Source organism: Pseudomonas sp. SDO52101_S400, assembly GCF_054071635.1.
In genome coordinates this window covers 29,176-42,124 of the sequence record NZ_JBSVWF010000022.1, presented here as the reverse complement: position 1 = coordinate 42,124, position 12,949 = coordinate 29,176, and the positions used below count along the sequence as shown (strand labels likewise).

Here is a 12,949-nt window from a genome sequence, read left to right as displayed (position 1 = left end):
CGAAATGTGGACACTCCAGAAACAACAAAGCCCCTGCATTTCTAAAGGGGCTTTGTTTTGTATGGTGCGGCACCAGGAGTCGAAAATGTTCATAACTACATGATTTATAGGCATTTTATATTTAAAGGCATGGAGCGCTATCTCTAAAACTACCCTTTCATACCTCGCCCGAGCTTTCATACATGCAAGAAAAGCTTAACTAAGGGGCGGTTGCCCTCAACACACGACAGCCTCTCGCGCCTTCATTATTGGGGCACGGCAAGTAGCAAGGGACTCAAAGATGCAGTTGGTACAATCCACAGCAGTCGTCACCTCCAACTGAGCGCGTTCTGCCTACCGCGCTTCGCATCCGACGCGCTGAGAACGCTACGCTAACCTAGGAGTGCTATTTTGTAGCGATTTTTCACCAATTGTGCTCATAATTCGCAATCATCAAAACACGAGAATGGATATGTCTCCCAAGGTTTTTGTAAGTCACGCGAGTGAGGATAAGGATCGGTTCGTGTTGGACTTTGCGAAGCAGCTCAGAGCCCATGGAGTTGACGCATGGCTCGATAAGTGGGAGATGCTTCCTGGCGACAGCCTTGTTACAAAGATATTTGACGAGGGGATCAAAGATGCTCAGGCAGTAATTGTAGTTCTCTCAAAAAATAGCGTTAGTAAACCTTGGGTTAAGTATGAGCTCGATGCTGCTTGTGTAAAGCGAATCAATACTGGAAGTAAGTTGATTCCTGTCGTAATTGACGATTGCGAAGTTCCTGAAGCGTTAAAGTCTACACTTTGGGAGAGTATTGAAGATACTGCATCCTATCAATCAAGTCTTGAGCGCATTATTGCTTCAATCTTTGGTGTTTCAGACAAGCCAGCTTTGGGTAAGCCACCAGCATACGTGGGCAGCTTCGGTGTAAGTGTCGCGGGGCATAATAACGTGGACAGCTTGGTGTGCAAGCTTGCATGTGATTTCGCGATAAAAACAGGCTCGAGACACATAAACATTTCAGCATTTTGCAAGGATGGCGAGTTGGTTATGCCTGAGCACCAGCTTAGAGACTCCATTGAGTTTCTCGGTGAACACGGCACGTTTGAGCTTCAGCATTTTCTTGGAGGCGAAATGCCGTCCATAGCGCTCACTGATGCAGGATTTGAATTGTATGCTCGTGAGCATGTGAGCAATTATGACGCTGTTTTTAGCTCAGTTGTTTCCGCGATTGTGAACAATGGTTGCACGAGTTTTTCACAAATTAAAAAGTGTCTTGACTTGACCCCGTTTCTGATTGAGCACTGCTTGAGAATTCTTGCGGGTGGGCGAAAAATTTCCGTCACCTGGTTTCTCGGTGGAGACTGCGCGATCAGTAATGTCTCGCCTTCATTGCGTAGAACCTTGCAATAGCAATAATTAGTTATGATTCGGAGGCAGCCATTTTGAAAATGGCTGCTTTCACCCAGAAGAGGATACTAAGGCTTAAGCGAATGCCAGTGATGGTATCGTCTCTGAGTTTCTTATATTCCGTTTCTTACTGACTTAATATCAAGAAGGTTAATACTGGCCATTTTGTCTTTGTGAACGACGATGGTAAGTTTTGCCGGGTATTTGAAGCGCATTTCACTAATTCGAAAAGTCCATAGCATTATTTTCAGAAGATCTTCGTCCGTAATATTTTTATGTTCTTTTATTCTGGTGATTCCCGAGCCGAACACTGGCGTGGACACGCTTTGTTGGGCGTAGACCTTATTTATCCTATCCCAGAAATTAATTAAAAATTCTAAGTATTCTGGCATAGTCAAAACCGCACGATTGCTCTTATCAAATTTTGAAAAGGCAGCGAGAATGAAATCGTCATATACACATAGAGTGCCTATGTTGTAGCGTTGCTTCTTGCCCTCCGCTCGTGCATCATTGCGTTCGGCAAGCTCATCCGCATCAAATGCATAGTTCTCTATGTGTTGGTCGAGTTTTGCTAGTGTTGCAGGTAAGTGGTGATTTATGAATACACCATTTAAAGAGTGTGCAGAGATTATTTTGTCGTCAACCACTGTGTCAAAATATTCATTAAAGGCAATAACCTTAAGTCCGCGCTCCGAAAAAATATCGCCGCTTTTTATTGTTACTTTGCTTCCTTCAATGTCAAGCTCAACCAGGTTTAGCTTGTTCGCGCGCTGCCACAGAATTATATATAAAATAATTAGGGCTAAAACAAAAATACATCCCGCAGCAGCTTTTTTGTCAGAAGGGATCTCTACGAAAATCAAAAAAAGTGAGAAGACAGTACTCACCGTTGAAATTCTTTCTTTAAAATCCTTTACCAATTGCCGATCAAAAAAATCTACTTTTTTCACAATGCTCTCCTAAGCAGTCGCCAATTTAGCTCAGTCATCATTCGTCATAGCGATAGATGCTAGGTTTGCACTTAGTCGAGAGCGAGAAATTAGAGTTGCTTAAAGCCTTTGTGATTGCGTCTTTTTGCAAAGGAATGTGAAGTGTTGGCACTCCGTCCATCAGTCTCTTGAATGTTGGAAGCTTATTCCAAAGATCTTTGACTTCTTTTTTCAAACTTCCATTGCTCAAGAGAAGATCAAATCCAGGATATGCGACTATCACCGGCAGTCCTTGGTTGCTGATACCATACTCGATTTCTTCCTTAAGCGCTTTCGACTCAATAGTGGAGTTGCTTAGAAATAGAATGATGTTTTTCGAAACCTGTAGGCGCTGGCGCAATCTAGGCTTCAAAGTAGCTTCCCAGTCACTGCCGTCCCTGACGCTATAGGTTTTGGCATGCGAGTCGTTGAAAGGGAAGGCTGAGTCTTTACCCTTCCATGCACGCAACATGTTGTAATAAACAAAGTCGGGAGTGGCGTGAGCTTTAAGTGAGCTTTCGTTGAACGGCTCTGCAACATAGAACGCGCAGTAATTTCCATTTCGGTTCGTCATCGTTCATCCAGGTTGAAAGGGTGGAAATCACAATATAGCTCCTTTCGTAGACGGAAACACCGAGTTAGGGGACGAATTGTGACTACCCTTAGCTTCCCTGTAGGTCATCATTTTGCTTGGCGGTAGTGTCATCGCTGGGTCTATTGCTGTCGTCCGTAACTATCCAAACCTGAATCTCACTCAGAGTTTGAAAACCCATGATTTTGCTAAACGACGAGTGAGCAGACGTACAGTCAGTAAATAGTAATACCGTGTCGCCTCACTGCGCCGACCTAGCCGATGATCGAGAAACCACGCAACATGCTTTCTCTGCCAAGTCCATGGCGTCAGCCGCTGCCAGCGTTCTGCAATCTCTGCTTGGATAATCTTGGACTGACGCAAATGACGTTCCCGCGTCGCGTGTGACCCGGTCAATACCCCAGCTAAAAATATCTCCATATCGAATGGCTTACTCATGCCTACCCCCAATGTAGGCGGCGACCACGTCGATTCGACCGTGTCCCAGCTCATAGCTGATTTGCCTCAGAGCCTCAAAATGAAGGCGCCGATCTATCCGAGAGCAATCACCGCCGTTGATAGGTGCGCGGTGATGGGTGATCCGTTCATAGCTTTCACATGCAAACGCTGCTCGTAACTCGTGGAGGGCTTTAAGATTCTGTGCATGAAGGATGTCCCGCGCCGGGCGGACGACTTCCTGCAACACGTTCAAGTAGCTTTCATTTGGCGCAATCAAGTTGCGGCTACCCAGAGGCGACACCTGCTCCGCCAATGCAAGCGCATCAAGTACATAGTCATCCACCGCAATCCAAGGTGGCGCCGAGGTGCCGGAGCGGCCACCTTTCGTACCGTCTTGGATATTGATCTTGTCGAAGTTCTTAGCTTCACGGCTTAGCCGTGGCAGGTCAGCCAATATGGCCTCACGCAAGCGCATGCCGGTGGCTCGCGCCAACAGAACAATCGCGGCGGCCCGCAGCTGATGATGGTTGCAAAGCACATTGACGACCTGCTTAACCTGTTCGCGGTCTTGGCCCTGCGGAACCGAGTGACGGACCCCGGTACGCTGCATACCCAACGCCTTGCTCGGACTTGGCAACTTCACGTACTGATCACCGCGAAGCGCCGCCATGGTCCTGTTAACGCTGGAAAGCCGATTTTGTGCGGTGCTGACGGCGAGGTCACCGCGCCTAACCACGTCGCGCAGATACGCCGCATAGTCCGCCAATACCTTCCGATCAATCTGCCGCGCATCATTGATACCGGGGCCCTGATCTGAGCGGCACCACTTCACGAATGCCTGCCACCGATCACAGTGTGCCTTCACCGTGCCGTAGTGGCCGCCGCCGAACATGTCTTTCAATGCCTGCGGTCCTGCGTAGCTCAATTGCCTGCCGTAGCCGAAATTGCGGCCATCGCGTCTACCCACCAATGCCATCTCAATCACCTCATCTCCCGTTCTCCGATCCTCGCCCCACGTCATCCCGCCAAGGATGTTGAGTGTTATCAGGGATCAAGGCCCCTGCGACCTGTGAGGGTTATCCACTAACGCGGGACTGACGGCTCTTTACGACCGGGAGCTTGGGCATCTCATGATCTGGCCTCCTGAGCACCTCCGAAGAGGTGGGCGGGTGGAGGCTGCACTGGCTGACGAAACCGGTGCCGCGAGATCCTGAGTCAGGTGAAGGCAGGGATGCGATGACCGGGGCATGCCTGACTGTCAGTCAGGTGCAGTCCATTCCGTGGGCTGCGGCACCATCATCTGCATCGCTGTTGCTGGTGATTTCGGTGTTTGTCACGCCGATTGTCACGAGGGGGAATGCCGCAAAGCCTTGTACGAGTTGGGCTGCAGCAGCGGTAGGCGCGCCCGTCTCTTTCCGGAAGAAAGAGACGGGCGCAGGTTGGCGCAGTGAAATGGCCAAGCGGATAGGTTGCTGCAGAGCAGCTGGGTAGGGGGATGTATTTGCCGCAATGGCAATGATCTGAAGTTGGCATCCATCACTCGGTGAGTGACCGTGCGAGCCGCCGGACGCTAATCGCACTTTGGGAGAACCACCACGGTGTGGCGTAGCCTTAAAGGTTCTGGCTACCTGGGTTGCTGTCAACGACAGCGCTTTGCCCGATCTTTTCTACGCCTGTGGATAATTCGGGTCAAGACTCCAATTTTCGGGAGTTCTGCGGCTGTGGATGAAATTATCCACCGGTGGAAATCTGTGGTTTTCCACAGACAGTTGCGTTGGCTTTAGATTTTTTAAGTGAGGTCCATCCAAACAGGGCGGCTTTGCAGCCCTGTTTGGATGGACCCGCGTGGACAAGCGGATCACTGAGATATGAAGACCGAACGCTTACTCGGTTGCGCCACGTTTTACTTTTAGGCGAGTGACGTTAGCTCCGGTCTGGTTCGCGAATTCGTGTGGAGTGACATGCTCCTGTCGATTTGCGGGAGAAATGCGCCTGCTTCGGGTGGAAACGGTCAAGGAGAGTTCTTAATCTGTGACTGGATGACATGGTGATCGGCACTGTGATCTCAAAAGGAGCATATCAATGAGACCGAATTTCTTTCTGGACGATGAAGATGAAGCCATCGCCAAGAGCTATTTCAAGAAAGTGAATAGCATTGGTTTTGTTTGTGTCGGTTTGGCGTTGACCATAATCACAATGCCTCATCCTGAGCGCGCTGCATGGTTTGTCTTCGCGGTAGCGATCGCCTATGCGTTTAGCCACGGTGATGCTTACCGGAAGATTGTTGCCAGTTACTTGTTGCGTCATAAAGGGTTCGGCGGTGGTATTCGCTTGGTGTTGAAAGTAGCTCTCTTCTTGCTGGGTACAAGTCTGTTGTCGGGGATTGGGCTTCAGATCTTGACCCCTGAGGTCTTAGGCATCTTCCCATAGCGGGATTGCCTCAGGGATCTAAGGGCGGGCGGACTCAATCAATGATCCGCTTCACCTTCATCCGAGTTACATTCGCCCCAATCTGGTTGGCGAACTCATGCGGAGTGACATGCTCTTCACGGTTCGCCTCTAGGTACCGGCTCCACCAGTTCATGATCAGCCTGCGCTCCTCGATGAACTCGGCCTTGTGGATGTAAGCGGCGCGGACGTTGTTGCGCTCCTTGTGGCTCATCTGCCGTTCAATAGCCGTCTCCGACCACAATCCTGACTCGATCAGTGCGCTGCAGGCCATCGAACGAAATCCATGCCCGCAGATATCGGTTTTGGTGTCGTATCCCATCGTCCGAAGCGCGTTGTTCACGGTATTTTCGGACATGGGCTTCCAGGGTTTGGCATCCCCTGCGAAGACCAATGCGAATTTGCCTGTGAGTGCATGGATTTTTTCGAGTAGCGCCACTGCTTGCGGCGATAAGGGTACTAAATGGATATCCCCTGCCATCTTCGTACCCCTTGTGGAAAAGGGTACTCCCTCCAACGCAGGTCGAGTGTCCGGTATCTCCCAGGTGCCGCGCTTGAGGTCGAACTCGCTCCAGCGTGCGAAACGCAGCTCGCTGGATCGTACAAACACATGCAGCGACAGCATCACCGTCAGGCGGGTAAGTGCCCGGCCTTTATAGGTGTCGATCCGCTCCTCCAGTTCCGGCAGTCGCGATAAGGGTAGAGCGGGGCGATGTACCACCCGCGGGGCTTTGATCGAGCCTTCGAGGTCGTAAGCAGGGTTTATGGTGATAAGCCGGAGGCGCTTTGCCTCGCGCATGATGCTCTGCAGGTAGTTTTGTACCCTTAAAGCAACGTCTATCGTTCCGCGTTTCTTGATCGCTTCCAAGGGCTGCATGAGGTCATGGGTGTCGAGGTCGACAATGGCGCGGGCGCCGATCAGCGGGAACACGTGGGTTTTGAGGCGGCTCATCACTGTCTTGGAATGGCCTGGTGCCCACTTGGCTGACATTTCCGTATGCCAGTCGAGCGCAACGCTTTCAAAGGTTCTGCCTTTGATTACGGCTTCCGCCTTGGCTTGGTGCTTGGTCTCTATAGGATCAACGCCATCCGCCAGCATTCGCTTAACTTCCAAGCGCTTGCGGCGCGCATCGGCGAGGCCAATGACGGGGTAGTTGCCGAACGAGGTCAGTCCTTCGCGTCCGTCAGGTTTGACGTAACGGAGCCGCCAGCCTTTGCGGCCATTGGGCTGGACTAGGAGGTAGAGGCCATCGCCGTCGAAAAGCTTGTAGGCGCGGTCTGTAGGTTTTGCCAAGCGGCAAGCTGCGTCGGAGAGCGGAGCTGTGGTGCGCGACATAAGGGTACTCCCTTTTATCGAAGTGACCTGTATCCCAAACTCTACCCTTAAAACGGTTGGAATCCACCAGTTTCTGACGGAAGCCGATGGAACGCCAAAACGAAAAAACCCGCCAGAAGGCGGGTTTTTCGGGGGTTCCAGAGATTTTGAAAGCCTTCTCTGGAACCTTGTATGGTGCCGGCACCAGGAATCGAACCCGGGACCTACTGATTACAAGTCAGTTGCTCTACCATCTGAGCTATACCGGCGTGTGGGCGACGATTATAGCGACTCGGTTGCTTCTGTAAACCCCTGAATTCAGACTATTTTTGCGCGGGCTCCGATCAGGCTCGGCGCAGGACGTTGCGCAGTTTCTGGATCGCTAGCCAGGCGCGGTTGTTCTGGAGGGCGCGCAGTTGGGCTTCGGCGTGTTCGGCGCGTTGCGTGGCGGCGCTGATTTGCGCCAGGGCGTCGGCTTCGCTGGGGCTGACGGGGTGGGCGAAGGGGTGGCCGAGGCATAGCTGGAAGTTGTCGAGCTGGCAGGGCGGCATGTCGAAGGCGGGTTTGAGGTTCAGGTGTTCGGCGGCCAGGAAGTAGCTGTTAAGGCCGTCGAAGCAGACGTTGGTGTAGCCGGCGTCGGTGATCAGGTGTTCCCAGGTGTGGTCGCGTTCGAATGGGGTTTCGATAAGGATGATCCACGGGCGGAAGCGGCTGAAGTCCATGCCGCGCAGCACGGTCTCTTCGTGGCCCTCGACGTCGATTTTCAGGAAGTGGATTTCGCGGCCCGTTGCATGTTCTTCGCAGATCGAGGTCAGGGTGCGGGCCTTGACGGTGAGGCTGCGCACGTCGAGGCCGAGGTCGCGGCGCTCCTGGGCGGTGACAGGGTCGGCGGTGGACAGGCCGGTGCCGGGAATGCCGTAGAAGGTCACTTCGCCGGGCTTATCACTGGCGATGCATTGCAACGTGGTGTCGCGGGGGCGTTGCTGTTGCAGGGCGTCGTGGAAGTTCTGCATCGGCTCGACGTTGATGCCGCTCCAGCCGCGATCGTAGAACGCCTTGGTGACCGAATCATGGGTCGGGTCGTTGGCGCCGACATCAATGTAGAAGCCGTTTTCAAAGAACTTGAGGGCGCGCCACAGGCGGATGTCTTCGAAATTCTGTGCGTAAGAGATGAACGTCACGGTCACTCCCTGTCGATCAGGTTCTTCTTGTTCGTGCGTGCGCTGCCGGCACGGTGTGAGCCTGTATAGCAAGGGTGGTGGGCAGGTGCAATTTTCCGTTGCCGGCGTCCGCAATTCGGCGGTTATGTCCTTTTGCTTGGGGGCTTATGCACAACGGGCGTTTAAGCAGGCGGGTTTAGGCTGGATTTTGTGGACGGGTTCTCATTTGAATCGCAAATCCCTGTTTTACCGGTTTTTTATTCATATGAACAAAAAATGACCAGGGCTGTTAATGGCTTGAAACAGGCGTGGATATTGGATCCACGAGAATTCCATCAACAGAGTTATCCACAGGCTGTAAAGATTTAAGCGCGCTCGGCCAATAGCAGGAGATTGCGCGGTGTGAGCGGCGCTTCGCAGAAGGTGCCGAGGCGTACGATGTATCCCTGTTCAGTGAGAAAAAGTGCCCGATCAAGATTCAGCCAAAGCTCCAGCGGCCGTCGGAAGAGTCCCCGCAGCAATTCCAGGTTGCGAACTTCGGCCAATCGCTGCCAGCCAGCGGTTTCCAGTGCTACCCAATCTGGCGAGCCGATTGTGGATAACTCTTTCAGCGCTGCCAGGTCGCGGCAGAAATCGGCAAACGGTTTTTCCAGCCACGCGCTCGGCAAGGACGGCGTCGGCAGGTATTCGTCGACGCCGCGCACTTGCCGTTGCAGCAGATCGAAAGCCAGTCGGCGAGCCATGGAGGTGTCACGCTGACGTCGGACGCGGGCACCGGCGGTGACGGTTTCGCTCATTGGCAGTGAAAGATCTTCCAGCGAGAGCTGTAGGACTGAGCGTGAACCTGCGGAGGACAACGCCTGATATTCAGTGCGACTGATCCGGTTGTAGCAGCACGGTGCAATTGCCAGTTGTCGGCAGCCGGCGGCGGAGGCCAATTGCATCAGCCGCACATGCAGATCACCGCAAGCGTGCAGGGCGACAGGGGTGTGTTCGGTGTTCAGCAATAAAGCCGTGTCCGCTGCGAGCACATCCTGTTCGACATGCAGTGCGTGCAAGTGATGACGCTGACTCAGCACCTGACCGCTGGCGACCAGCGCCGGGTCGTATTCCAGGCAGGTGAGCTGCTGGCCGGCACCGAGCAGGCGTCGGCCCAAATGGCCTTTGCCCGAACACCAATCCAGCCAGTGCTTCGGTTGCGTGGCAAACGACAAGCGACTGGCGAAGGCCTCGATCTGCTGCCATTTGCGCCCGGGCACATCGACATTCAGGCGATGACCGGCGGCTTCCAGATCACGCGCAGGTAATTCACCCACTGCACTCAACTCAAGCGATAACGCCGCCAATGAAGCAAAGGGCTCCGGCGCATCCAGAAGATCGGCTGGGTTGTTGTGGGCGTTTTCCGCATCCTCCAGCGACCGTCCACGTAGCCACAAGGCCAGCTCAGGGTAGGACGCTTCCCACGGAAGTTGCAGATGAGTAAACGGGCGAGGCTTCCACAGCGCCTGATGCGTTGTGAGAAATGTATCCAGTGCCGTGAAGCGGGCGAGCAGGTCCTCGCCCGTCAGCACGTAAGAAGATTCAGCGCCCCTGGCACGCATCGACGCGCAGCCAGCGTTCCAGCAGCTTGAAGCCGCGAACCAGCACGTAGGCCATCACCAGATAGAACACGCCGGCAGCGAAGAAGATTTCTACCGGCAAATAAGTGCGGGCAATGATCGTACGGGCCATGCCGGTCAGTTCCAGCAAAGTCACGGTACTGGCCAGGGCACTGGCCTTGAGCATCAGGATCACTTCGTTGCTGTAGGCCGGCAGGCCGATGCGCGCGGCACGCGGCAGGATGATGTAGAACAGCGCTTTCGGCCGGGACATGCCCAGTGCCCGCGCCGCTTCGATCTCACCCGGCGGAATCGCCTGAATCGCGCCGCGCAGGATCTCGGCGATGTACGCCGCCGTGTGCAGGGTCATGGTCGCGGTGGCGCACCAGAACGGATCGCGCAGGTACGGCCACATCGAGCTGTTACGCACCGCATCGAACTGCGCCAGGCCGTAATAGACCAGGAACAACTGAACCAGCAACGGCGTGCCACGGAAAAAGAAGATGTAGGCGTAGGGCAAAGCGCGCACGTACCACAGCTTCGAAGAGCGGGCGATGCCCAGCGGGATTGCCAGCAGCAATCCGGCGATGACGGCGATGGCTACCAGTTCCAGGGTCAGGGTCGCGCCCTGAGCCAGTTTCGGCAGCCACTTGATGATGACTTCCCAGTTCATTGAGCGCTCCTCGCGAAGCCGCGTGCGGCGCGTTTTTCCAGGAAGTGCATGCCGGTCATGGCCAGCACGGTCAGGCCCAGGTACATGAAGGCTGCGACCATATAGAAGGTGAACGGCTGTTTGGACACAGTCACGCCGATCTGCGCGTGACGCATGATTTCTTCCAGACCGATCACCGACACCAGTGCGGTGTCCTTCATCAGGATCATGAACAGGTTGCCCAGGCCGGGCAGGGCGATGCGCCACATCTGCGGCATGATCAACCGGGTGAAGATCCGCCATTTCGACAGGCCCAGGGCCACGCCGGCTTCACGGTGGCCTTTGGGAATGGCGAGGATCGCGCCGCGGAACACTTCCGTGGCGTAGGCGCCGAAGCACAGGCCCAGCGCGATGACGCCAGCGGCGAAGGCGCTGAGTTCCAGTTCGGGATTGCCGAAGAACTCACCGAGCGCGCGCATGGCGTTGACCGTACCGAAGTAGATCAACAGCACCCAGAGCAATTCCGGGACGCCGCGCACCAGGGTCGAATAAGTGCCGCCAAGCCATTGCAACGGCTTGTACGGTGAAGTCTTGGCCAAGGCGCCGAGCAGACCGAGCACCAGCCCAAGGCACAGGGCCGAAAGTGCCAGTTTGACGGTCATCAGCGCGCCGGCGGCGAGCGCCGGGCCGAATCCGTAGAGGTCGATAATCATGGATTTCTTTTCAAATCGCGGCAGGCAAGGCCGGGGATCGGCGTCGCTGCGTAGCGACGTCGATCCGGCAGGTCAGGATCAGTAGATGCTGAACGGGAAGTACTTGTCGTTGATCTTTTTGTAGGTGCCGTCAGCAACGATTTCCTTCAGCGCGACGTTCAGCTTCTCGCGGATGGCGTCGCCTTTACGTACAGCGATACCGATCTTGTCGCTTTCTTCCACCGGGTCGCCCTTGAATTCGTAGGCCTTGCCGGCGTCGCTTTTCAGCCACTCGTAGTTGACGTATTTGTCGGCGAGGATGCCGTCCAGACGACCGGAAGTCAGGTCGAGGTAGGCGTTTTCCTGGGTGTCGTAGAGCTTGACGGTGATGTCGTCACCGAAGTGGTCTTCCAGGAAGGTGCCGGCCAGGGTCGCGCGCTGAGCGCCGATCACCTTGCCTTTCAGCGCAGCCTTGTCGGTTTTGAAGTCGACGTTTTTCGGCGCGATGAATTGCAGCTTGTTGGAGTAGTACGGGTCGGTGAAGTCCACCGCTTGCTTGCGCTCGTCGGTGATCGACATCGAAGAAATCAGGAAGTCGAACTTCTTGGCGTTCAGGGCCGGGATGATGCCGTCCCAGTCAGAGGTGACCACGGTGCATTCGACTTTCATCTTGGCGCACAGGGCGTCGCCGATGTCTTTGTCGAAGCCGACGACGTTGCCGCTGGCATCTTTGTTGTTGAACGGCGGGTAAGCCGCTTCGATGCCCATCTTCAGGGTCTCGGCCATGGCGCCGGCGCTGAACGCCAGGGAGACGGCGGCGGCCAGGAAGACCTTTTTGTAGTTCTGCATGCGGGTAGCTCCGTTAGCGGTTGCTGGACATGAATTGTTTGCAGCGCGCCGAAAGCGGGTTTTCGAACACCTGCTGTGGCGATCCTTGCTCTTCGACCAGGCCCTGGTGGAGGAACACCACTTCACTGGACACCTGACGGGCGAACCCCATTTCGTGGGTCACGAGCAGCATGGTGCGGCCTTCTTCGGCCAATGCGCGGATGACATTAAGTACTTCCTGGACCATTTCCGGGTCAAGGGCGGAGGTGGGCTCGTCGAACAGGATCACCTTGGGCTGCATCGCCAGCGTGCGGGCAATCGCTGCGCGCTGTTGCTGGCCGCCGGACAGTTGCGCCGGGTAGGCGTGGCGCTTGTCGGCGATGCCGACCTTGGCCAGCAGGGCTTCGGCGACTTCGATGGCTTCGGCCTTGCTCTGGCCGAGCACGCGGCGCGGGGCTTCGATGATGTTGTCGAGCACGCTCATGTGCGGCCACAGATTAAAGTTTTGAAACACAAAACCAATCTCGGAGCGCAGGCGATTGATCTGCTTGCCGTCGGCGGCAACCAGTTCGCCGTTCTTGGCGGCCTTGAGCTTGAGTTCTTCCCCGGCCACCAGGATCTGGCCCTGATGCGGGTTTTCCAACAGGTTGATGCAACGCAGGAACGTGGACTTGCCGGAACCGGAGGAACCCAGGATCGAGATCACGTCGCCGTCGCGGGCGGTCAGCGAGATGCCTTTGAGCACCTCAAGCTGTCCGTAGCGTTTGTGCAAGTTGCGGATTTCAAGCGCGGGCGTGGCCTCAGCCATGTGCGTTCCTCATATATGTTGCGCTCCTGCTGTTGGTTGGCCTTCCTGGCGAGGCGGCCAAGC

The 12,949-nt window shown here is 54.9% G+C and carries 13 protein-coding genes and 1 tRNA gene; 2 read left to right on the top strand and 12 right to left on the bottom strand.

What is annotated here, in order from left to right; translation table 11 throughout:
- Positions 1-451 precede the first annotated feature (451 nt).
- Entirely contained in the window at positions 452-1,390 is a 939-nt protein-coding gene (locus ACW9HX_RS13410) for a toll/interleukin-1 receptor domain-containing protein (protein ID WP_457380980.1), read from the top strand.
- 110 nt (positions 1,391-1,500) lie between these two features.
- Here ACW9HX_RS13410 and ACW9HX_RS13405 read toward each other — a convergent pair whose 3' ends face one another.
- The 4 genes from ACW9HX_RS13405 to ACW9HX_RS13390 all read right to left on the bottom strand — a co-directional run bounded on the left by ACW9HX_RS13405 (position 1,501) and on the right by ACW9HX_RS13390 (position 4,361).
- Positions 1,501-2,337: a macro domain-containing protein gene (locus tag ACW9HX_RS13405; RefSeq protein ID WP_248751174.1), complete on the bottom strand. Its 837-nt coding sequence runs from the start codon at positions 2,335-2,337 to the stop codon at positions 1,501-1,503.
- 37 nt (positions 2,338-2,374) lie between these two features.
- Positions 2,375-2,929 carry a TIR domain-containing protein gene (locus ACW9HX_RS13400; RefSeq protein WP_223481382.1) on the bottom strand — a complete coding sequence of 185 codons (555 nt, stop codon included), beginning with the start codon at positions 2,927-2,929 and terminating at the stop codon, positions 2,375-2,377.
- Positions 2,930-3,109: 180 nt separating this feature from the next.
- Positions 3,110-3,385, bottom strand: coding sequence for a hypothetical protein (locus tag ACW9HX_RS13395; RefSeq protein ID WP_223481381.1), 276 nt, complete (start codon positions 3,383-3,385; stop codon positions 3,110-3,112).
- On the bottom strand, positions 3,378-4,361 hold the full coding sequence (locus ACW9HX_RS13390; protein WP_457381012.1) for an integrase domain-containing protein: 984 nt from the start codon (positions 4,359-4,361) through the stop codon (positions 3,378-3,380). The genes ACW9HX_RS13395 and ACW9HX_RS13390 overlap by 8 nt, the downstream gene beginning before the upstream one ends.
- A 1,106-nt stretch (positions 4,362-5,467) precedes the next feature.
- Between ACW9HX_RS13390 and ACW9HX_RS13385 the strand changes: the two genes are divergently transcribed.
- A complete protein-coding gene (locus ACW9HX_RS13385) occupies positions 5,468-5,815 on the top strand; it encodes a hypothetical protein (protein WP_063427819.1) in 348 nt (115 codons plus the stop codon).
- Between the two features lie 34 nt (positions 5,816-5,849).
- On the opposite strand, the gene ACW9HX_RS13380 is transcribed toward ACW9HX_RS13385, so the two are convergent.
- The 8 genes from ACW9HX_RS13380 to ACW9HX_RS13345 all read right to left on the bottom strand — a co-directional run bounded on the left by ACW9HX_RS13380 (position 5,850) and on the right by ACW9HX_RS13345 (position 12,886).
- On the bottom strand, positions 5,850-7,169 hold the full coding sequence (locus ACW9HX_RS13380) for a tyrosine-type recombinase/integrase (protein WP_457380979.1): 1,320 nt from the start codon (positions 7,167-7,169) through the stop codon (positions 5,850-5,852).
- 172 nt (positions 7,170-7,341) lie between these two features.
- A tRNA-Thr gene (locus ACW9HX_RS13375) sits at positions 7,342-7,417 on the bottom strand.
- A gap of 75 nt (positions 7,418-7,492) precedes the next feature.
- Complete coding sequence (locus ACW9HX_RS13370) at positions 7,493-8,329, bottom strand: FkbM family methyltransferase (protein WP_457380978.1); 837 nt, start codon at positions 8,327-8,329, stop codon at positions 7,493-7,495.
- A 344-nt stretch (positions 8,330-8,673) separates the two neighbouring features.
- On the bottom strand, positions 8,674-9,909 hold the full coding sequence (locus ACW9HX_RS13365) for a methyltransferase (protein WP_457380977.1): 1,236 nt from the start codon (positions 9,907-9,909) through the stop codon (positions 8,674-8,676).
- On the bottom strand, positions 9,890-10,579 hold the full coding sequence (locus tag ACW9HX_RS13360; RefSeq protein WP_007952568.1) for an ABC transporter permease: 690 nt from the start codon (positions 10,577-10,579) through the stop codon (positions 9,890-9,892). Before ACW9HX_RS13360 ends, ACW9HX_RS13365 begins: the two co-directional genes overlap by 20 nt.
- Positions 10,576-11,271: an ABC transporter permease gene (locus ACW9HX_RS13355; RefSeq protein ID WP_457380976.1), complete on the bottom strand. Its 696-nt coding sequence runs from the start codon at positions 11,269-11,271 to the stop codon at positions 10,576-10,578. Before ACW9HX_RS13355 ends, ACW9HX_RS13360 begins: the two co-directional genes overlap by 4 nt.
- 78 nt (positions 11,272-11,349) lie before the next feature.
- Positions 11,350-12,099, bottom strand: coding sequence for an ABC transporter substrate-binding protein (locus tag ACW9HX_RS13350; protein ID WP_457380975.1), 750 nt, complete (start codon positions 12,097-12,099; stop codon positions 11,350-11,352).
- Between the two features lie 13 nt (positions 12,100-12,112).
- A complete protein-coding gene (locus ACW9HX_RS13345; protein ID WP_007897462.1) occupies positions 12,113-12,886 on the bottom strand; it encodes an ABC transporter ATP-binding protein in 774 nt (257 codons plus the stop codon).
- Positions 12,887-12,949 lie beyond the last annotated feature (63 nt).